15 protein-coding genes are annotated in these 22,240 nt (G+C 46.4%); 9 read left to right on the top strand and 6 right to left on the bottom strand.

Annotated elements, in window-relative coordinates:
- The first annotated feature begins 116 nt into the window (after nucleotides 1-116).
- Both pta and L976_RS12140 read left to right on the top strand, forming a co-directional pair.
- Nucleotides 117-2,270, top strand: coding sequence for a phosphate acetyltransferase (gene pta / locus L976_RS12145; RefSeq protein WP_037419786.1), 2,154 nt, complete (start codon nucleotides 117-119; stop codon nucleotides 2,268-2,270).
- A 458-nt stretch (nucleotides 2,271-2,728) separates the two neighbouring features.
- Nucleotides 2,729-3,163: a hypothetical protein gene (locus L976_RS12140; protein WP_047537034.1), complete on the top strand. Its 435-nt coding sequence runs from the start codon at nucleotides 2,729-2,731 to the stop codon at nucleotides 3,161-3,163.
- 589 nt (nucleotides 3,164-3,752) lie between these two features.
- Here the strand turns inward: L976_RS12140 and L976_RS12135 are convergent.
- Nucleotides 3,753-4,664, bottom strand: coding sequence for a class I SAM-dependent methyltransferase (locus L976_RS12135; protein ID WP_037426733.1), 912 nt, complete (start codon nucleotides 4,662-4,664; stop codon nucleotides 3,753-3,755).
- 6 nt (nucleotides 4,665-4,670) lie between these two features.
- Nucleotides 4,671-5,777: an AI-2E family transporter gene (locus tag L976_RS12130; RefSeq protein WP_047537032.1), complete on the bottom strand. Its 1,107-nt coding sequence runs from the start codon at nucleotides 5,775-5,777 to the stop codon at nucleotides 4,671-4,673.
- A gap of 98 nt (nucleotides 5,778-5,875) precedes the next feature.
- On the opposite strand from L976_RS12130, the gene folX reads away from it, so the two are divergent.
- From folX to gltS, 3 genes are all read left to right on the top strand, one after another.
- Nucleotides 5,876-6,244: a dihydroneopterin triphosphate 2'-epimerase gene (gene folX, locus L976_RS12125; protein WP_037419769.1), complete on the top strand. Its 369-nt coding sequence runs from the start codon at nucleotides 5,876-5,878 to the stop codon at nucleotides 6,242-6,244.
- 82 nt (nucleotides 6,245-6,326) lie between these two features.
- On the top strand, nucleotides 6,327-7,217 hold the full coding sequence (locus L976_RS12120) for a TIGR01777 family oxidoreductase (RefSeq protein ID WP_047537029.1): 891 nt from the start codon (nucleotides 6,327-6,329) through the stop codon (nucleotides 7,215-7,217).
- A 550-nt stretch (nucleotides 7,218-7,767) separates the two neighbouring features.
- Nucleotides 7,768-8,991, top strand: coding sequence for a sodium/glutamate symporter (gltS, locus tag L976_RS12115; RefSeq protein WP_037426727.1), 1,224 nt, complete (start codon nucleotides 7,768-7,770; stop codon nucleotides 8,989-8,991).
- Nucleotides 8,992-9,155: 164 nt separating this feature from the next.
- On the opposite strand, the gene L976_RS12110 is transcribed toward gltS, so the two are convergent.
- Both L976_RS12110 and L976_RS12105 read right to left on the bottom strand, forming a co-directional pair.
- Nucleotides 9,156-11,657: an ABC transporter permease gene (locus tag L976_RS12110; protein WP_047537026.1), complete on the bottom strand. Its 2,502-nt coding sequence runs from the start codon at nucleotides 11,655-11,657 to the stop codon at nucleotides 9,156-9,158.
- Between the two features lie 3 nt (nucleotides 11,658-11,660).
- Nucleotides 11,661-12,410 carry an ABC transporter ATP-binding protein gene (locus tag L976_RS12105; RefSeq protein ID WP_047537023.1) on the bottom strand — a complete coding sequence of 250 codons (750 nt, stop codon included), beginning with the start codon at nucleotides 12,408-12,410 and terminating at the stop codon, nucleotides 11,661-11,663.
- 52 nt (nucleotides 12,411-12,462) lie between these two features.
- Between L976_RS12105 and L976_RS12100 the strand changes: the two genes are divergently transcribed.
- Both L976_RS12100 and L976_RS12095 read left to right on the top strand, forming a co-directional pair.
- Nucleotides 12,463-13,062, top strand: a complete 600-nt coding sequence (locus tag L976_RS12100) for an arylesterase (protein ID WP_037419972.1) — start codon at nucleotides 12,463-12,465, stop codon at nucleotides 13,060-13,062.
- Nucleotides 13,063-13,206: 144 nt separating this feature from the next.
- Entirely contained in the window at nucleotides 13,207-14,274 is a 1,068-nt protein-coding gene (locus L976_RS12095) for a DUF3083 family protein (RefSeq protein ID WP_037419975.1), read from the top strand.
- 101 nt (nucleotides 14,275-14,375) lie between these two features.
- Here the strand turns inward: L976_RS12095 and L976_RS12090 are convergent, their stop codons facing one another.
- Nucleotides 14,376-15,107 (bottom strand): AcvB/VirJ family lysyl-phosphatidylglycerol hydrolase, encoded by a 732-nt coding sequence (locus L976_RS12090; RefSeq protein ID WP_047537020.1) that lies wholly within the window; start codon nucleotides 15,105-15,107, stop codon nucleotides 14,376-14,378.
- 7 nt (nucleotides 15,108-15,114) lie between these two features.
- Nucleotides 15,115-17,667: a bifunctional lysylphosphatidylglycerol flippase/synthetase MprF gene (mprF, locus tag L976_RS12085; protein ID WP_047537018.1), complete on the bottom strand. Its 2,553-nt coding sequence runs from the start codon at nucleotides 17,665-17,667 to the stop codon at nucleotides 15,115-15,117.
- Nucleotides 17,668-18,063: 396 nt separating this feature from the next.
- On the opposite strand from mprF, the gene L976_RS12080 reads away from it, so the two are divergent.
- Complete coding sequence (locus L976_RS12080; RefSeq protein ID WP_081990915.1) at nucleotides 18,064-20,781, top strand: SO2930 family diheme c-type cytochrome; 2,718 nt, start codon at nucleotides 18,064-18,066, stop codon at nucleotides 20,779-20,781.
- A 137-nt stretch (nucleotides 20,782-20,918) separates the two neighbouring features.
- Complete coding sequence (locus L976_RS12075) at nucleotides 20,919-22,100, top strand: SO2930 family diheme c-type cytochrome (RefSeq protein ID WP_037428591.1); 1,182 nt, start codon at nucleotides 20,919-20,921, stop codon at nucleotides 22,098-22,100.
- Nucleotides 22,101-22,240 lie beyond the last annotated feature (140 nt).

The following is a 22,240-nucleotide window of genomic DNA, read 5'->3' as shown; positions in this document are numbered from 1 at the left end:
CTCATTAAGCCGTTTGCGTCGTCAAACGGCTTTATTATTAGTGACCTACAACTAAACAAACACAAGCAAATCCGCAGAGACTACTCTGCCAAAAACCATCGAACTTAGAGGTTTTTATGTCTCGAAATATTATGTTAATCCCCATAGGTACAGGAGTCGGCCTGACCTCCTTAAGCCTTGGTATGGTGCGCGCCTTAGAGCGCCACGGGGTAAAAGTCCAATTCTTTAAGCCTATTTCACAGCTTCGTCCGAATGATAACGGTCCAGAACGCTCAACCACGATTTTAAGCAAATCACCAACGGTTAATCCGTTAGAGCCCTTCGATATGGCCCATGCTGAAGCGTTGATCCGCGCCGATCAAACCGATGTGCTGATGGAGCAAATCATTGCCCGCGCCGCAGAATGCGCCAGCAACACCGAAACCCTGATTGTTGAAGGTCTGGTACCTACCCGCAACCATCCCTTTGCCGATGACGTTAACTACGCTATCGCTAAAGCTATGGATGCTGACGTGATTTTCATTGCCACTCCTGGCAGTGATACTCCAACAGGGTTAATGAATCGCCTCGAAATTGCCTACAACTCTTGGGGTGGCAAAAACAACAAACGTCTGATCGGTGCCGTGATCAACAAGATTGGTGCACCGGTGGACGATGAAGGTCGTGCACGCCCTGACTTATCAGAAGTGTTTGATCATCAAGGTGTACAACGCTCTGATGCCTCTATCATGTTCCAACTGCCGGGTAAGAGCCCACTGCGCATTTTAGGTAGCGTGCCTTACAACCTAGACTTAGTCGCACCACGCGCCTCTGATTTAGCTAAACACTTACGCGCACGGATTCTTAATGCCGGTGAGATGAATATTCGCCGTCTACGTAAAGTCACCTTCTGTGCTCGCAGCTTGCCTAATATGGTCAACCATATTAAGACAGACTCCTTACTGGTGACTTCTGGCGATCGCTCCGATGTGATCGTATCTGCGTGTCTTGCCGCCATGAACGGCGTAAAGATTGGTGCCCTGCTACTGACTGGCAGCTACGAGCCTGAGCCAGAGATCCTTAAACTCTGTGAACAAGCTTTTGAGACAGGTTTACCGGTTTTCCTGATTGATACCAATACTTGGCAAACCTCATTAAATATCCAACGCTTCGACCATGAAGTGCCAGTGGATGATGCCGTTCGTATCGACTTAGTGCAGGAATATGTCGCTAGCCATATCGACCAAACGTGGATTGAGAGCGTCACGAAAAACTCTCCGCGGGAACATCGCCTGTCACCACCAGCGTTCCGTTACAAGCTAACCGAGCTTGCCCGTGCCGCCCACAAAACCGTGGTGCTGCCTGAAGGTGATGAACCTCGTACGATCAAAGCCGCGGCCATTTGTGCTGAACGTGGTATCGCGCGTTGCGTGCTATTAGGTAAAAAAGATGAAATTCTGCGTATAGCGGCGCAGCAAGATGTCGTGCTAGGTGAAGGCGTTGTTATTGTCGACCCCGATGAAGTACGTGATCGCTATGTAGAGCCAATGTTGGATCTACGCCGTAGTAAAGGCTTAACCGAAGTCGTTGCCAAAGAGCAGTTAGAAGACAACATGGTGCTAGGCACTATGATGCTGGCACAAGACGAAGTCGATGGCATTGTCTCTGGCGCGGTTAACACCACCGCCAACACCATCCGTCCACCACTACAATTGATCAAAACAGCCCCAGGCTCGAGCCTTGTTTCTTCCATCTTCTTTATGTTGATGCCAGATCAAGTGCTGGTTTACGGTGACTGCGCGATTAACCCCGATCCTAATGCTGAACAACTGGCCGATATCGCGATTCAATCGGCAGAATCTGCTAAAGCCTTCGGTATCGAGCCTAGAGTAGCGATGATCAGCTACTCAACGGGTAACTCAGGTACTGGTTCAGATGTGGATAAAGTGCGTGAAGCCACTCGTATCGCCAAAGAAAAACGTCCTGATCTGGTTATTGACGGTCCACTGCAATACGATGCGGCCGTTATGCCAAACGTGGCTCGCTCTAAGGCACCTAACAGCCCTGTAGCAGGTCAAGCCACTGTGTTTGTGTTCCCCGATCTCAACACGGGTAACACTACCTACAAGGCTGTACAACGTAGTGCTGACCTGATCAGTATTGGCCCAATGCTACAAGGCATGCGTAAACCTGTGAACGACTTATCCCGCGGTGCGTTAGTGGATGACATTGTCTACACTATCGCCCTCACGGCAATTCAAGCGTCACAAAACGATGCTAAAAAATCGTAAATTGAGCTAACAACACGCTCAACCTAAAAGCACTGACTTGTTCAGTGCTTTTTTATTTCCAGAGGCAAATGGTCGCAAAATAGACAGCATTAAACGCTTAAATTAAAGCCAAAATACGGTAAAAATGTTGCTGATGAAAAACAAATGCTGTGAATAGACTGGAAAGTTTTATAAAAATATCCACAAGGAAAGGCCAGAAATAAGGCTTAACAGAAAGGCGTCACTTTTTAACCAGCAAATAAAGCGTTATAGTATCAGGCACTTAAAAAGCATCCATCTAGTCTTCAACATACTTTTCCACAGATTCTGTGGATAACCTAAAAAGCGAATCCTTTAAGGTATGCCACAACCATTAGACAGGAGTCAAGACATTCTCGCCAAAGATGCCCATTATTACAAAACTTGAACATAGCCGCTAAAATCGCGATACTCGTGACAAATTCCTATAACTAAAAGCCATGAGAACCTTATTTTTCCTTTCATTACTGTTTTTGTTTGGCTGTGGCGAACCCACAGACAAAGAACAACACGTGCTCACGCCCGAAGAAGTCAGCCTAGGCTTTTTTAGCGCCATTTATGTTGACCGAGATGTCGAAAAAGCCAAGCTGTATGTCAATGAGCAGCTCAAAGAGGTACTCACCCACTACTATATCGCTGCCGCAGTACAACGTAATGTGCTTAGCCTGTCTATGACTAATGTCGAAATGGAAATTGATGACATCGATATCGACTTCTTCCGTAAATTTACTAAAGACGTCTTAGTAGTCGTTAAGATGAAAGGTCTAAAAGGTGGACAACCTTGGATTGATGACAGAACAATTCGCCTGCATAAAATAAGCGGTAAGTGGATTATCGTTGAGATTATGCCTGAAAAACGTAAGGTCAATGGCTAATAGGTTGATAACGCATCAAACGAATATCCGAACTCAGATAAAAAAATAGCAACCCTAAGGTTGCTATTTTCATGTGCTTGTATTTGTTACTTCAGACTCAGAATTGTCCTGTAAGCGAATGGCTTACAGAACTTAGACCGCTTCTTCTTCGTTCTGCGCAGGTAAAGACGTCATCACATCGTCTTTAACTTGGTAGTAAGCGTTTTCGTATTCATGAACTTCCATAACAACTCCTGCTCGATTTTGTAAGGTCGCAAAGGCATGTCGTTCTATGCAGACATTTTGCCCATGAGGAAAGGGAATTTCCGTGGCGCTGAGTATACCAAAGCAAAATCAACAATTACAGAAAACTTTCAGTTTTGTTTCCAACTTAAAGATGAAATCGGTGCTTTATCATCTAAAATGCCAAAAAGCAGTATTAAACCATGAAAGACTTTCAGCCGGTGTAGGATGATGTGCTAAAGAATTGTGGTTGATAAATAAAGCATATAAGAAGATGAGTGCAAACTGGGAGCAATTGCGTAGAAAGGTAATATGGATGCTATAAAAGTAGTCATCAAGGCCACTTAACCCTGATGACTACTGTAGTTTACGCTTTTAAACGATACCGCAGCACCTTTAATGATTTCTCCTCAGAGATGTCTGCAAAGGATGCAGGGTTAGGTAAACGTTCAAGGTATTCAAGCTCAGGAGCCGCCTCCTCAACCTGCTGACGCAAAAATTGAGTGTCAAGCTCTGGCGCATTTAAGCAAAGCAAGACTTCAGCATTATCGGCTAACAACTCGGGTAAATGCCTGAGCAAACGCACATAATCCTTAGTTGCTACAAAACTGCCCTTTTGATTACTCGGCGGATCAGCAACCACGATGTCATAGGGGCCTAACTTACGCAATTTACCCCACGATTTAAAAATATCGTGCCCTAAAAAACGCGCGCCAGCGGTAAAGCCATTCAGCAGATGATTCTGCTTACCTATCGCAAGAGCCCCCTTACTCATGTCCATATTCACCACTTCATCGGCGCCGCCCTGCAGTGCTGCCACCGAGAATCCACAGGTGTAAGCAAACAAATTCAGCACTTTCTTGTGGCGTGCATTGGCTCTCACCCATTCACGGCCATTGGCCATGTCGAGGAACAAACCGTGGTTTTGACCACGCAGTAAATGTACCTGAAACCTCGCACCATTTTCAGTCACGATATGAGGCTCTGGCACGTCACCCGCCAGTAATTGACTAAAGGTTTCGCCACCACTGCGGTATTGATACACCAAATTTAATGGCTGATTGGGTTGTATCACTTGCCAACGTGCCGTAATGGCCTGTTGGCAAAGGGCGAGCTCAGCTGCCTCAAGGGCCGAAAAACTGGTCAATAACAATACGGGCGCGAACCAGTCTAAGCAAAGATGCTCGCAACCTGGATAATGTCCACCGCGGCCGTGGAATAAGCGCGTGGCATCTTCACTGACTTTTATTGTCGCCAGTGCATCTATAAAACCTTGCATTATCTACTACTTCTTATCAGTTGAATGAGTATCGACAGGTTCAGAAACCGGAGTAGTGCTTGTCGATTGGCTCACCAGTTTATCATCCACATCATCGGACAATAAAATGGCTAACCAGCTACCACTCTTACTGGATTCAAGGGCAATTTTAACCACCATGGTTAAGGGAACCGACAACAACATGCCAACAGAACCCAACAACCAGCCCCAAAAAATTAACGATAGAAATACCACTAAAGTGGAAAGCCCGAGACCGCGGCCCATAAATTTAGGCTCGACCACATTGCCCATCACCATATTCGCGCCGATGTAAAGCAGCGCGGTTCCGCCTGCTGCGGCAGGGCCTAATTGGATAAAGGCCAGCAATACAGCAGGAATTGCAGCAATAATTGAACCGATATTGGGAATATAGTTGAATAAAAAGGCGATAACCGCCCAAAGCAGCGCGTAATCCACACCGATAAAGGCCAGTCCAATACCGACTATCAAGCCCGTCGCTAAACTAACGAGGGTTTTAATCACCATATATTGATTTACCGATTGCAGAAAACGGTCAATCTGTTGCAGGCGCATATCCGGATCATCCAAGGCCAAGTGCAGTTTTTTCGGTAAAGACTGCGCTTCAAATAGCATAAAGACGATGGTCAGGATGATAAGGAACAAATTCGCCATCACATTACCCACACCCGACAACATATTGGTGGTCATAGATAGCGCCATGCCAGGGTCAAAATAGGCTAAGACTTGCTCCTTAGAGATTTGAATATTGAGTGCCTGTAACTTATGTAGCACCCAAGAAAACTGCTCCACCAGCTGATCGCGATATTGGGGCAACTGCTTAGAAAACTCATTGATTGAGCTGCCCACTAAAGAGGCGAGCCACAAGCCCATCAACACGATAAACCCCATTAGCAGGATCACGGCAAGCCATTTAGGCAACCGATATTTAGTCATCAAGACAATCGCTGGATTACAAATCACCGCAATAAAACAGGATAAAACAAAGGGAACAACAATCGGGCTGGCGGCCTTTATCCCTGCCAAAATAATCACTACAAAAGCCATAACTGCAAAACCTTTATAGGCGGCAGTCGGCGAATTGGATCGTGTCATGGAGTAAAAATCCTTCTTGATCTTCGATAAAGTTGTTAGGCTAGCCTAAGAAATGTCTCAAACTCAATCACCTAAGCATTAGATACTAGATTGTTATTATGAAACCAGAAACCGCGATTATACGCATTAAAAACTTAAGACTACGCACTTTTATCGGCATAAAAGAAGATGAAATCCAAAATAGGCAGGATGTAATCATTAATGTCGTTATCCATTACTGCGCCGCCAAAGCTCGCAACAGTGATAATGTCGATGATGCGCTTAATTATCGTACTATCACAAAAAAGATCATTGAGTTGATTGAAAACAATCGCTTCTCACTACTTGAAAACCTTACCAGCCAAACCTTAGCCATTGCCAGCGAGCATCCTTGGGTTGAATTTGCCAGTGTCGAAATCGATAAGCCCCATGCCTTGCGCTTTGCTGATTCGGTATCGATGGAACTGTGTTACCAAAAAAATCAATAAAGTGATCCCCACTTGTCCGTTGCCGTATATTGCTTATAAGGTTTGAAATAAAAGATAGCCACCCTCACCTAAGGATTTGACGATGAAGATTTTGATAACGGGAGCAAGTGGGTTTATTGGTCAGCAATTAGTGGCCCATTTAGCCAACCATCACCAACTGTTATTGCTGACTCGCCATCCTGCCAATAGTCGGCAATTATTAGGCCCTCAGCATCAATATCTTAGTTCACTAGACGAAATTGATGATTTAAATCATATCGATGCCGTTATAAATCTTGCTGGCGAACCGATAGTGGCGAAACGTTGGACTGCTCAGCAAAAACAGCGCATCTGCGATAGTCGCTGGAATATTACTGCAAGGCTTAGCCAACTGATTTTGCAAAGTAGCAATCCACCACAGGTAATGATAAGTGGCTCAGCCATTGGTTTTTACGGCCGCCAAGGCGCGGTTCCCCTTGATGAGCACGCAGTGCCCCACCCTGAATTTAGCCATGACATTTGTAAAGAATGGGAGCGATTGGCACTTAAAGCGACGAGCAAAACCCGCGTTTGTATCCTCCGTACGGGGATTGTGCTTGGGCATGGCGGTGCGCTGGCAAAAATGTTACCGCCCTTCAAACTCGGTCTTGGCGGGCCGATAGGTCATGGCCGTCAAGGGATGAGTTGGATACACATCCACGATATGGTGGCCCTGATCGACTTTCTACTTTGTAATGAAACTTGCCAAGGCATATTTAATGCCACAGCCCCCCATCCTGTCAGTAATGCTGAATTTTCTAAAACTCTTGGTAGAGTATTAAACCGTCCAGCCTTTATGACAGCACCTGCACCAGTTTTACGACTCGCAATGGGTGAAATGGCGGATCTGCTGATCGAAGGCCAATTTGTTCTCCCCAAACATGCGCTCGACGCAGGCTTTAGTTTCCGTTTTGCTCAACTTGAGCCAGCACTTAAAGACCTACTCACAAGTTAATCTGTTATATGGCGTCATTCATACCCCGTAACTGGCTTGGTAATAAAATGTTATCAAGCCAATCGGCAAGCGTTAATATGATACTGAAGAATGACTTAGAAATCAGAGATAAAAAACCCAGTATAGAATTTGTTTATCAGCCTAGTGCAACAAGGCTGATTAGACCGATTTGGCAACAGCATCAAAACATAAATACAACACAATGATTCTAAAGACTATTTAGCGACATCAACCCGTTTTTCTGTTACACTTTCGCCTCTTGCTTATCGATATTGTCGTGTTAGCACCCGCACTGAAGCACAGTTAACGCCCCAAGCAAGACCATTATCTTCAGTACTCGCCCACTCGGTGGCGATGCTGATCAACTATACCAATACGGTTCATATTCGCGCTTAGTATTTCTTCTCCAACCTTGGGGATTGACAAGAATCGGTCCTTAGATCGCGCGTTTAACACTTAGCATTAGCGAGAGCTAAACAATGAGATGGGTCACCCTAACTCACCTTGAGTCTAGCGGTATTCCCACACAAACCATTTGTAAGGAACTATCATGCACACCACTTACACAATTGGCGAACTCGAGTCGTTCTTAATTGCTATCTTCGTGCTGTTTATTGGCCATTCCATCAATCGCCATGTGCGTGTTTTTAAACAATACAATATTCCAGAGCCTATCGTAGGTGGACTGGTCATCGCCGCAGTCGTTGCCTTTTTACATTTCCAAGACATCACTCTCATCTTTAGTTTACCCATGCAAAATACCTTAATGCTGATGTTTTTCAGCACCATAGGTTTATCGGCTAACTATAAGCTACTGCTTAGTGGCGGCAAGAAAGTGTTTATCTTTCTCGGCGTGGCCTCGGTGTATATCATCATCCAAAATGCGGTTGGCGTGAGTCTCGCGAGCCTCCTTGGTTTAGACCCTATCTTAGGCCTTATCGCAGGCTCGATTACCCTCTCTGGCGGCCATGGAACAGGTGTTGCTTGGTCACAAACCTTTGCCGAAAACTACGGCATCAACACCTTAGAACTTGCCATGGCGGCGGCCACCTTTGGCTTGGTCATGGGCGGTATTATCGGCGGCCCTGTCGCGCAGCGTCTCATTGGCAAGCACAATCTGATATCTAGTTACGGCATGGGCCGTAAGCACCACGCCACGCATCCACAACTGGTGACCTATGATCAGCTCGAAGAGGACCAAGTCACCGCCAAGACAATCATCGAAACCCTGTTTGTACTGCTGATCTGCGTTGCGGGGGCAAAATGGTTTACTGTGTTTGTCAGCGAATATCAGCTGAATTGGCTCAAGATGCCAGACTTTGTCTATGCCCTGTTTCTTGGCGTTATCATCGCCAACATCACCGAAGTCACCCGCGGTTATAAACCGCATACTGAGAGTATCGATGTGATAGGCACAGTGGCACTGTCGTTATTCCTCTCTATGGCATTGATGAATCTCAAGTTGTGGGAAATTTTAGATCTAGCGATCCCACTACTGATTATCCTGTTGGTGCAAACCGTCGTGCTGGCGCTGTTCGCCTATTTTGTAACCTTTAAAGTGATGGGCAGCAATTACGATGCAGCAGTGATCACTGGCGGTCACTGTGGCTTTGGTATGGGCGCCACCCCAACCGCAGTGATGAACATGGGCGCACTGGTATCGCGCACTGGCCCTTCTCCTCAGGCCTTTATGGTGGTACCGATTGTCGGCGCCTTCTTTATCGATATCGTCAATTTGATTGTATTGCAGGGCTACCTCAGTTTTATAATGTAACCCTACAAGGCTTTGTAATGAAATGAACGGTAAAGTCATCATCGTTGTCATCCAATGATAGAAACGATTTCACCGCCAATAAAAAAGCACTGGTTTATGCCAGTGCTTTTCATTTTACAAATGGGGTGTTACAGCGTTTGCCTCAGCTCCAAACTGACCTCATCTTAAGTGCCCACTTTTAATAATTCAGCGCAGGATTGATTGAGTAATTGGCGGCAGCGCCATACACCCAGCAGCGCGACCAATAAGGCGCCGCAGACAGGGGCAATCCCCCACCAGGGCCAGTGCATATACACGTTGAGCTCAAACACTTGGGTCTTTAACAGATACAGCGCAAATTCCGCCACTATCACTGCAAGCACCCCAGCTATGCCCCCCAGTAAGGCAAATTCAAGCCCAGTGGCACTACGCAGTAACCAGCCCGAGGCGCCAAAGGTACGCAGCACCGCGAGTTCACGCTGGCGCGTCGCCATTCCCGCCTCGGTTTGGGCGATAAGCACTAAGGAACTCGCTAGTAAGACGAGGATCAAGACTAACGTCAGCGACAGTGACACCTGCTCAATGATCTGCCGCAATTGCCCCACCATGGCGCCAACATCGATAATCGACACGGTTGGGAACTGCTGAATAAGTTCGAGGATCACGGTGTTCTTCGGTGCGCCACTCCCTTGCAAATCCGCATTTTTGTCGTCGAGGTAGAAGCTTGCCATCGAGGTATAGGCAAAGGGCGCCAACGCTTCTTGGGTGAAGATCATAAAGAAGTTTGGCTGTAATGTTTCCCAGTGCACGGCACGAATACTGGCGACCTTAACCCTTAGCTCTTGGTTATCAATCATATAGGTCAGCGTATCACCCAGTTTTAGCCCTAAACGCTCGGCAACACCGGATTCCACCGACACCTCATCAGCAACTTGATTAAAATGCCCTTCAATCAACTCGTTGTTGGCAGGCAAGCTATTGCGCCAAGTGAGATTAAGCTCGCGGGAAATCCCTACTCGCCCCTTCTCTCCGGCCTCGGCCTGCTCGTTAGAGATCAAGGTCTCACCATTAATTTGTGTCAGCCGGCCACGAATGACGGGGTAGATATCCGTGGCTGCAATGCCCTTTTGTGCCATAAAGTCGTTTAATGGTTTAGCATCATCGGGGGCGATATTGACCAAGAAATAGTTAGGTGCATTCTCGGGCAGCTGTTTTTGCCACTCGTTGAGTAAATCCTGTCTAAGCGCCAAAATCGTCAGTAACAATACCAAAGCCGCACTAAAGCCCACAAGTTGCACCGCATTTTGCCGCGCACGGCGGCGTAACCCCGCAAGTGCCAGTTGCAATGGATTGGTGGTTTTCATGCCGACACTGTGGCCAAGGCGGATCATCACAAAACCTAAAATACTGAGCAATACGCCGAGTAGCAGCACTGCTGCGACTACCGTCAGTGTCAGCGCCCAGCTTTGGGAATACAGATATCCCAACAGGGCCATCGCCCCTAAACTTAAGAGTAAATGCAGCCACATGCCGAGCTGCAAGCCTTCGAGTTGCCTTTGTAAGACTCGCAGTGGCGGAATCGCCAGCAGACGCATTAAAGGATAGGCCGAAAACATAAAGGCGCTGATAAGCCCAGTGCTGATCCCAAGCAGTAGCGGCCGCGTCAATGGCGGCGAATAGGCAGCGATTTCAGGGGGCAACAGTTGATTAATGCCTAAATCCAGCAGTGCCCCGCCGATTAACCCCAGCACAATACCAAACAGCGTCACGAGCAGTAAATGAATGCCGAATAGTCGACGAATTTGCGTTGATGAGGCGCCAAAAGTTTTAAGCATAGCCACCACATCATAATGACGTTGGCAGTAACGTTGGGCGGCAATCCCTATCGCGGCGCAAGCAAGGGCAATACCGAGCAAGCTTGCCAGCAGTAAAAAACGCTCCGCCCGCTTCACCGCGCCCGCTATCGGTGAATCGCCAGACTGCACATCGACCCAGCGCTGGGAATTATTCAGCAGCGGTTTAACGCTATTTTCAAAGGCGCTTAAGGCGCTTTCTTCACCGGCAAATTGATACAGATACGTCACTCGGCTGCCGGGTTGGATAACCCCAGTCTTGGCGACATCTTCTATCCGCATTAATACCACGGGGGAAGAAGCAAACGGATTAAAACCCGCATCGGGTAAGCGGCTGATTTCTTGACTTAAACGAAACTCACTGTTGCCTAATTCCAGTGTTTGCGGGTATCCCAAGAGTCCCCCTAAGCGACTCTCGAACCACACCTCATCGGCGTGGGGCAAGTCTTGGGCTTTTACATCTTGGCCATTGACCGCTTTAAGTTCGATGTCTCCCTTAAGTGGATAACCGGACTCAACCGCACGCACTGTGACTAACTGAAACTTATCCCCCGCATACACCATGGAATTAAATTGCATATTGGTGACATGCTTAAGGCCAAGCTCCTCGGCCTTGGCCAGAATGCTGGCGTCAATTTGAACGGGAGAGTCGATAATACGATCGGCGGCGATAAACTGAGTCGCTTGTCCGTTGATAGCAACTTGCAAACGCTCACTGACCCGCGCAAGACCGCTAACCGACAGCACCGCCAAGGTAATGGCGAGGATAATCAATAACAACTGCCCCTGTTGCAACTCGCGCTTAAACAGGCGCCATGCCAAATTAAGCTCCATGGGTTAGGCCTCCTTGGCGCTTAATTCAAGGTTGTCATTCACATTGTGCGATTGGGCCGAATCCAACTCTTCCTGCAAGTGGCCGTTGTCCATAACCAGTTGCCTTTGGCAACGCTTCGCCAGTTGTAAGTCATGGGTGACTAGGATGAGCGTGGTGTAGCTTTCTTGGTTCAGCTCAAACAACATATCGGCAATTTTATGGCCGTTAACACTGTCCAAATTGCCGGTTGGCTCGTCGGCAAATAGCACTTTAGGTTCACAAATAAAGGCGCGGGCAATGGCCACCCTTTGCTGCTCACCGCCGGATAACTGTTTAGGTAAATGGGTCAAACGGTGGGATAACCCCACGCGCCCCAGCATGGCCTCGGCCTTCTCCTTGGCATTTTTAACTCCGGCAAGCTCGGCCGGTAGCATCACATTTTCAAGGGCGGTTAAGGTATCAACTAACATAAAAGATTGAAAAATAAAGCTCACTTTTTGCTTACGCAGCGCGGCTTTCTGTTCTTCATTGAGCGGTGATAGGGCCTGGCCATCGAGCCAAATCTCCCCCGCCGTTGGGGTGTCGAGCGCGGCGAGTAAGCCAAGTAGCGTCGATTTACCCGAGCCGGAGGGTCCTAATATCGCAACACTTTCGCCCTGCTTGACATCTAAGTTAATGCCCTTGAGGATAGTGAGCGAACCTTCCTGAGTAGTCACCGATTTTTCGAGGTTAACCACATTAATGGCACTATTTTTTGAAACGACGTTAGACATAGGATCCTTCTTATACAAATCGTTCTTGCGTCAATTGCTAAGATGCAAGCCTATGGCAAAGGCCGTGAGCGCCTGCATCCTGTTAAGTCTATTTATAACCACGCCAGTTCAGGCGGCGAAAGTGTTGATCCTCGGCGATAGCTTAGGTGCCAGCTATGGCATGTCGGAACAAGTAGGCTGGGTGGCGCTGCTGCAAAAAAACTTACCCGAGCATGAATTTACCAACGGTTCGGTGAGCGGTGAAACGACAGCGGGCGGTTTGCGTCGTTTGCCTGCGCTGCTCGATTCCGTTGCCCCCGATTTGGTAGTAGTCGAACTCGGTGGTAACGATGGTCTACGTGGATTCCCCCCGACGCAACTCAAAAATAACCTAACCCAAATCATTACCCTAGCCCAAAATAGCGGTGCTAAAGTGCTACTGACCGAAATCATGGTACCGCCTAACTATGGCCCTCGCTATAGCCAAAAGTTCACCCAAGTGTATCAAGAGATTGCAAAAGATGAGGATATTGACCTTATCCCCTTCTTTATGCAGGAGGTCGCTCCCCATCCAGAGTTGATGCAAAGAGACGGTATTCATCCCAATGAAAAGGCCCAAGAGAAGATTGCCACTTGGATGCAACCTTGGATTGAAAAAGCCTTAACTCAATAAAATCGCTGCAATTTTAAGCTAATAAACAGCTTGCTGATGTAAACTAGTATTTAAGCGATAAAAACATGCTCCAACGCAACATTAACGCCTGAGATAAACAGTAAAATTCGTGTTAGCAAATGGTTAACCCAACAAGGAGTCAATATGTCCCTTAGCCATCAGCAAAAAGTGTACATACCCAAGGAAGCTCGTACCAATCAGTACATCACCGCCGAAATTAAAGTCACGGATGAATTACTGGCGCAATACCCCGATTACCATAGCTGTTATCAAACCTTAAGCCGCATTATTTTTAACTTGGCAGAACAACACGATCTCCGTAACGTCCATGTGATCACTAACGATAAACTGCCAGTCGTGCGTTACCATACCGAAGCGTATTGTTTCCAAACCGCTGAACAAATTCTGTTTTTTTACAATCCCGCCTATCACGAGGCACAAAATCTGTTCACTGCGGACAACTACCGCGCCCGCAAACTGCGTATTGTTTTCTTAGCGACTGGCGATGAAATCCGCAGCAACTCAGCTAATTTCCATACCCGTGTACGGGAGCTATTAAACGAATTAATGCCTAAGCTGCCGATTAAAGATCTTAAGGTAAAGATCCGCGACCACCAGCATTTATCCTATGATTTATTCGCCAAATCAAAAGGTAATAAAGAAACCTACGGCTATAAACTCAGAGCCATTGCACCAAGATACAAAGCCAGAAAATGTGACCTGCCGGAAAATGTCAGCTCACTCACCTATGTCACCGTCAGCCTGCCGCTGAGTCGCAAACTCAAACAAGGTTTACTACCAGAGTCAGCAACTGACTTTAGCCCGTTATATCAACACCTTGAGGATAATTTCATCAAGGCGGCTACCAATAAGCAATTAACGCGCTTGGCTATGATCGCCAACGGCTTAACTCCCTTAGTGCGTAACAGTAAGTTTGAAAAACTCGACAGCAAGGCCGAAGTGCAGATGATTGGTTTTGACCCGAACGCAACTGAGCAGCAAGTAATTCGCCGCTGGGATGCTGATAACTTAGTCGAAGCCGCGCATTTTACTATTGTCGCGGGTGCGAAGGACTGTGATGACTCAGGCTATGGCCGTTTTATGAATAACGTTGAAGCCGCATTGAAAACCTTTGCCGCCGAGATTGGGCTAGATCCTGAGCGTGAAGATCTCGTGGTGCGCTTCCATCAGCACATTAGCTACCAACTCTAGTTATTCGCTGTAGCACGACCTAAAACAAAGGGCGCATCTGCGCCCTTTTTATCTATAATTGCAAAGCATTAGGCTTATACGATGCCATGCACTAAAGCCCTCTAACTTGACTTCAGCCAACCTTTTATCAACTTGACCACTTTATCGTAATCGTCATCAAAACTGTGGCCACCGCTTAATTCCATCACAGTGACATTGGGCTGCTTGACCTCTGGGCATAAATGCAGCGGCGCATCGTCCTCTTTACCATAGAGACAAAGCATAGGCACAGTGGTTTGTTTGTTGACTTCGGGTAAGGTTAAGTAACGAGCCGATTGGTTATCCGAGGTGACAATCTCACTCACATGGATTTCAAAATCCGAGGATTGTGAAGGAGAAAGCAGCACAGCACCCAAGACATTCTGCCGATATTGAGCGGGCATATCATTTAACACGAAGGGAATCACTTCGGCCCCGAAGGAATAACCAATCAAAATCACTTTTTGCGTGCCAAATTCCGCCTGGTACTTATCAATAATCGCTAAGGTATCTTGGGTGACCTCTTTAGGATCTTTTTGTTTCCAATAATATTTCAGCGAGCTCCAGCCGACGACAGGCCAGCCCTGCTGCTGCAAAATGCCCCCTACGGCTTTATCAAGTGTTGCCCAGCCACCATCACCACTCAAAAAAATCACCAACGGTGGTTTGGCATGGGATGACGCAGCTTTTACCTGAGTTGATGATTCGACAGGCAATAGGGTCAGCCCCAAATTATCGGCAAACTCATCAGCAAAGACGTTAGCAGTGGAACATAAAAGTAAAACGCTCAGTAGCTTGATTAAGGATTTCGTCATCTCGCACCTACTTTTTAAATACGCCAGTTGTACCACGACTCGTTAAGGTCACCAGACTGCCCACCACTACAGGTAAAGAGAGCCCACCATAACAAATCAAATACTTAGCCTCCCACCTTGGATTAAACTTATCCTTATACCTTCTAAGCCCCTGAAAGTTGTAAAATTTATTCCCCTTCTTATAAACCGTTTTGGCAAGCTTAGTCCAAAATGGCACCAAGGCTCTATCAGTCAATCCAGACATGGGCGCCATGCCAAGATTGAACAGCTGATATCCTTGCTGTTTGCCCCATAGCAAGAGTTCTGTAAACAAAAAATCCATAATATTACTGCCCGATAAACTAGGCTCATAGCGCATCAAATCAACCGAAAACTCTATTTTGGCCGCACTGGCCCACACATTGGAAAAAGCTACAAGCTCGTCGTTTAAATACACTAAGGCCATCGGCGTGGCGCACAGGTAAGCAGCAGAAAAATACCCAACTGAAAATCCCTTTTCTCGACCTTGCTTCGCCTTAAGCCAGCTCGAAGAAATAACCTCTAACGTTGGCAATAGGGCCTTCACTTCACTGGCCTCGATAATTTTAAACCGTAACCCTTCCCTTAAAGCCTTCGCATGACTTTGACGCAAGCTACGATACTTACTCGACTGTAAATCAAATTCCGCCAAGGGCACTATGGCCTCCTCGCCGAGTTTATATAGGCTCAACCCTTGTTCTAAAAAGTGGGGTAAATACTTTTGCGTGACTTGATAAAATACTGGCCAACCATCGTAAGCATCGCATAACTCCCTAAACTGCCAGAGTAAATCATCAAATTTATCTGGATTTCCAATCGGATCGCCCATCACAACCCAGCAATGTCCTGCGCGAGCATACATTAAAAATGCATCGTTATCTTCATTAAATAACAATGACTTATCTTGAACTAAAGCAAGAAATCCGTGGCTACTTGGAGCGTTAGCGACGATATCCATAGCGCAGCTTAAAGTATGCTCATCCAATAGACGGGTTTGCGGTCTTCTCATCGCTAACACGTAGCGAAATGCAAAAATCAACAAGATCACTAGGGCAACCGCCCCACCCCGCAATGCACGGGACACATGGCTATCTTGAGAAAAAGTAAACCAAAGTGAATGATCGTAATCCACATCCTGATAGGCAAAAAATAGCACCCACATCATCAAAAATAATGCCGCCGCCAGCGATAAGGCCCAACCAAAAGAATATTTAATTCCCACAATAGAACCTTGGCGATAAAAAACCTGCTCGCAGGGCAGCATTAATAAATAGATAAGACCAAGTGCGAGGGATATCTGCCACTGAGCGCCCTTTAGTACAATAAACACCATGGCTACCAATAAGAGTTTTTGCGTTAACTCAAACGCTTTTTGATAACGTTTAAATAGACCGTGTGATAATAGCAAGAGTAAAATAGCACTCGCACTCAATATCAAACTTGATAGTTCCACAATTGGTAGCGGCACTATCTCACCTAGCCAATGATATTTATGAATAATGGAAGGGTTAACAACCGATAGCAACAACACTAAGCCAACGCCAAAAACACTAATGCTTAATAATGGTGGCAATAATTGCCTGACAATCTGTAAATTAACATTTAACTTAGAAAACTTATCCTTATTAGTTAATACTAAGGTTGCCACAAAATACATCAGCGCTAAAACAAATGGCACTATGTAATACATTAATCGATAAATAATCACTGAACTTAAAATTTGTTCGGCAGGTAAATATTGCGATAAGGTAACAGTAACTACCGTTTCAAATACGCCAATCCCTCCAGGCACATGGGCAAGCACCCCGATTGCATTAGCTACAAAAAAGATGCTAAGGACCTGTAAATAACTTAATCCATCCACCTCAGGTAGTAGAGAGTAAAATAATGTCCCCACAACGATCCAATCAATACTCGATACTAGAAACTGCTTTAGAGATAAGGAAAAAATCGGTGGTGCCAATTCGAACCCACGAAAATGAATAGACCTTTTCCAGATCAGGCTAAATACAAAATAGCTAATGACACCCAGCAACATCAAGATACCAATCACTCGATTAAGAGAGAAAAACCAAGTTGGCAACGGTAAGTCGGAAAGTTGCTCTGCAGGAAAACTAATCAGAGCAAGTCCGCAGATAAAGAAAAGTCCAAGGAAAAATGTCACTGAGCAAGCGAGTACAACCTGGGTAATATTATTGCCACTCAAACCTAATTCAGAATAAAATTTGTAGCGTATAGATGTGCCGGTCAATAATGAAAAACCTATCGTATTAGAGAAGGTAAATGCCAGGAATGAAACAGGAGCTACCTGTTGATAACTTAAGGGCGATTTTAGTTCTCTAATGGCAAGATAATCATATAATGTTAATAGTAGATAACTGACCAACGTCAATAAAACCGCTAATAAAATTTTTGATGGTGCAAATTGTTTAATCTCTAAAAAAATATCATTTAACTGATAATCCTGCTCTAAGTTATATAGCAGAAACAACGAGACTGTGAATATTATCAAACTAATAATCACACGGATCCGCCTACCCATTTTACTCTCCAAGCGCTGTTTAATCTGCAAATAAAATCAACAATAAGTATTGATAGGACATTAAAATAAAATTAACTTTATTTTATTATTCAATCCTATTTAATCGAACGATTTTTAACATAGTGATTTTGGAGAGGCAATCTAATTAATCATTCGCTTCATGATGTTTTATTCATCTTGTAAACACTTTGTTCTAATCTGGCTTAAATATCACCCGAATAGTTTAAAACAGCCATTAAGTGGTCAGCTTTTTTGGCTTAACCATTCTAAAAAAATGAATAGGTTGCATGTCCTATCCTTCACTGTACACGGCATGATTTTGGCCATATTTCACATTGCCTTTTTCAGCTCCGAGCGCATCCTGTTAACGAAATTATAACAAAAGCAGGAGCACCTATGTTCAACAAGACAATCCACTCACTCTCAGGCAAAGAATCGACAGCCAAACAGCGTCATTTTTTGCCGAGCAACCCCAATCGTAAGGCGAATTGGCTAATGCCTACAGGCATAGCTCTATTAATGGCATTCAATCTAACAGGTTGTTTTTCTGACGATGATCCCGCCCCAGTGGTAACGCCACCCGTGGTGCAGCCACCTGAAACTGGACCCACCTTTCCCGAAGGTGCAATCAAAATCCCCGCTGGCGATAACCTCACGATGCGTATTCAAGAAGCCTTAATTAACGCGCAAAGTGGTGCAGTGATCGTGCTTCCTAAAGGAACCTTTAATATCGACTCAACTTTGCTATTCGATGGCGATGTAGATGGGGATGGCAGTTATGCCAAAAACGTCACTATCATGGGCTACGGGATGAAGGACACTATCCTTAATTTCGCCCAAGCGAACTCGGGAGATGGGATTTTCGTCCAAAACGCTCTCAACATTACCATTCAAGATCTGTCGGTTAATGAGGCAAAAAACAATGGTATCAAACTTAAAAACACTAACGGCATTATCCTGCGCCGCGTTGGTGCAGTATGGGAAGGCGAACTCGATAAAGATAATGGTGCCTATGGTTTGTATCCGGTTGAATGTGAAAACATTCTGATTGAAGACAGTTATGTTCGCGGCAGTGCCGATGCGGGGATTTATGTTGGGCAGTCCCAATATATTGTGGTGCGTCGCAATATCGCCAAAGAAAACGTGGCGGGGATTGAAATCGAAAACTCCAAATATGCCGACGTGTATAACAACGAAGCGATGGGTAATACGGGTGGGATTTTAGTGTTCGACTTGCCGATCAATAACCACAGATACGGCTCTAGCGTACGGATTTTCAACAACAAAGTGTATGACAACAACACGCCGAACTTCGCCAATGCTTCTGCTAACCCCGCAGGTGTGCATATTGTGCCGCCAGGCACTGGAGTGATCATTTTATCCACCGCAGATGTGGAAATTTTCAATAACCAAATTACCCGTCACGACACCCTAGGAGTGACTGTGAGTAGCTTTTTTATTGCAGAACCCGATATGACCTCCTTTGTCGGCAACTATGGTCAACCTGGTCAAGCGATTGAGGATGGTTGGCGTCCTGTACCACGTAATATTTATTTACACGACAACGTAATTACCGATTATGGTAGCAAGCCAAAAGGTTATTTAATTCAAGATATTATTCGAGCCTATATCATAAATCATGGCACGTTACCCGGCGTACTCTACGACGGCTTAGGGGAAATGCTTGCCAATAACGGCACCGCCGCTTACCTCGGTTTGAAAGAGACGCCCTTTGCCACTGACGGTAGCGATAACGTCTGCGCCAGTGATAACGGCAACGTATCCTATGGCCGGCTCTATGCCAACAGCAATACGGATATCAGCATCGCCGATGTGCAATACGAGAAAACCCAGAACAACCTGCTGAAATGTACTCAAGTGAGTCTGCCTGTGCATACCGTCACCTTCGCGGGCCAAGTATTTGGCTGCGGGGTTGACGATAATACCGCAGGTTGTGATGGCGGCGTATTGGTCGGTGGCGGTGGTACTATCGGTGAAGGCGAAGGGGGTTTAGTCGGCGATGGCGATCAAAGTCTGTGTAAAGCGACTGGCTCAAATGTTAGTTGGGATGCACTGCTGAAAGCAAACTGTCCTAAACTGTCGGATTACAACCTGTTTAGTGATGCCAAAAACCCCACCACAGGCCCGAATTCAGGTGGTGTCCCTTACGATCTCAACACGCAGCTCTTTACTGACTACGCCAGTAAATATCGCTTTGTGTATTTACCTTCGGGACAAAAAGCCAGTTACTCCGAAAAAGAAGCGTTTGATTTCCCTGTGGGGAGCGTTATCGTCAAATCCTTTGCCTTGCCAAGCGATACCAGTAAGCGCGGTATTAGCAACGAGAGCTTGATTGAAACCCGCTTACTCATCCATCGTCCAACGGGCTGGAGCGCACTGCCCTATGTGTGGAATGCAGATAAAACCGATGCCACGTTGGCGAAAGCGGGAGCGATTAGCAGTCAAACGTTGAGCCATAAAGGGGAAAGTCTGACCTTTAACTACATGGTTCCGAGCATGAACCAATGTAAGCAGTGTCACCAGTTTAAAGCTGATAACAATAGCAACGCCGTGTTTGTGCCTATTGGTCCTAAGGCGCGCCATTTGAACCGCAATTTCAGCTATCAAGATGGCAGTATGAACCAACTGCTGAAATGGGAAAGCCTTGGTATTTTGCAAGGATTGCCCAACCTAAGCCAAGTGCCACAAGTGCCCGCCTACCACGATGGTGACGAAGCGACCGTCGCAAGCTTAAGCGATACCGCATTAATGCAAACGGCTAAGGGTTATCTCGACATCAACTGCGCCCATTGCCATAGACCCGAGGGCAACGCCTCTAATACTGGCCTAAAACTCGAGTACTGGCGTGGCTACAGCGATGATGCAGGTTTCTCCCATGGCACCTGTAAATCACCGGTTGCCTATGGCGGTGGAAACTTAGGTTTCGATATAGTCCCAGGCAATGCCGCTGAGTCCATCCTGCACTTTAGAATGCAAAGCACGACTCCGGGCGATCGTATGCCTGAAATTGGCCGAAGCTTAGCCCATGATGAAGGCGTAGCGTTGATCAGCGAATGGATTAAACGTCTACCCGCAGCAAGCTGCTCACGCTAGCGTTAACGTAACAGTGGGTGAAAGCATGCTTGCAATCACCCACTTGCTTACCACTTCAAGACAGAGCGACCCCTGACATTGAAGGCCAACTCGAGGCCTTCTTATTTTCTAATGACATCTTAACGAGCTGATAATCCATGAAAAATCGCCAAACACTTTCGTTGGTGTTGATTATCACTGTGCTGCTCACAGCCTGCGGCGGTAGTGACAGCCAAAGCAGCGATAGCGGCCAAACACCGCCGCCCACGACCCCAACCAATCCAACGATACCAACTAGCCTTTGTGTTAATACTTCAGGGCAAGTTAACTGGCCCGCCTTGATGGCAGAAGACTGCCCAGTGTTAAGTCAATATGGTCTCTTTATCGACCCGACAAACCCAACCATACAACCACAAGCTCCGGGGTTTAGCTATCAGCTCGCTACGCAGCTGTTTTCTAACTATGCCAGCAAATACCGCTTTATCTATTTACCCGCGGGCAGCAGCATACAGTACCAAGCGCAGGAGGCATTTGAGTTTCCAACTGGCGCCGTGCTGGTTAAAACCTTTGCTCTGCCACAGGATACGGCTATCACAGGCATAGCCAACGAAACGCTAATCGAAACGCGGCTATTGATAAAACGCCCTCAAGGTTGGACGAGTCTGGTTTATCAATGGCAACAAGGTGAGGCAAAGCTGCTTACCGCCGGCGCAAGCGTGCATCATACCCTGATTAACCAAGGCCAAAGCCAAAGCTTCGATTACAACATACCGAGCCGCGCCGAGTGCAAAATTTGTCACCAAACCAACCAAGATAACAGCAGCCAAATCATTCCGATTGGCCTTAAAGCCCACTTATTGAATCGCGACATCGTCGACCAAGGACAAAGCGTCAATCAACTCAGCCTGTGGGCCAAACAAGGCAAGCTTGAGCAGTTACCCGAGTTAAGCCAAGTGGCCAAAACCTATGCAATTGACAACCATCAAGCCGATTTAACCGCCCGCGCTAAGGGCTATTTAGATGTAAACTGCGCCCACTGCCATAGCGCTAAAGGCTTTGCCAGTATCTCTGGATTACGCCTCGGTTTTTATATCGATCACACCAGTTATCAATATGGGATCTGCAAGCAGCCTCCGGGATGGGATGGCGGTGCGAAAGGACTTGATTACGATATTGTCCCCGGCAATGCTGAACATTCGATTTTGCTGTATCGCCAAACGCTCTCTGAACCGAAAGATCGCATGCCGCCTATCGGTCGCAATCTTGAGCACCAAGAAGGCGTTGAATTAATTCGTCAATGGATAGATTCACTGGCACCGAGTTTAGGGAATTGTATTTAGGAAAGTGCTGAGTAGTACTAGGGCGTGTTGACGTTTCAGGGTTATTTTTGCAGCAATGTGGCTGGCTTTTATGCAAGGCAAAGTCCGTGCTGTGTAGTTATTCTACATAAACGGACGATAACGCGGCAAAAAAGCCAGCC

Source organism: Shewanella sp. ZOR0012, assembly GCF_000798835.1.
GTDB classification, from domain to species: Bacteria; Pseudomonadota; Gammaproteobacteria; order Enterobacterales; family Shewanellaceae; genus Shewanella; species Shewanella xiamenensis.
Note: the sequence above shows the minus strand (reverse complement) of the source record. Positions and strands in the feature narration are given on the sequence as shown.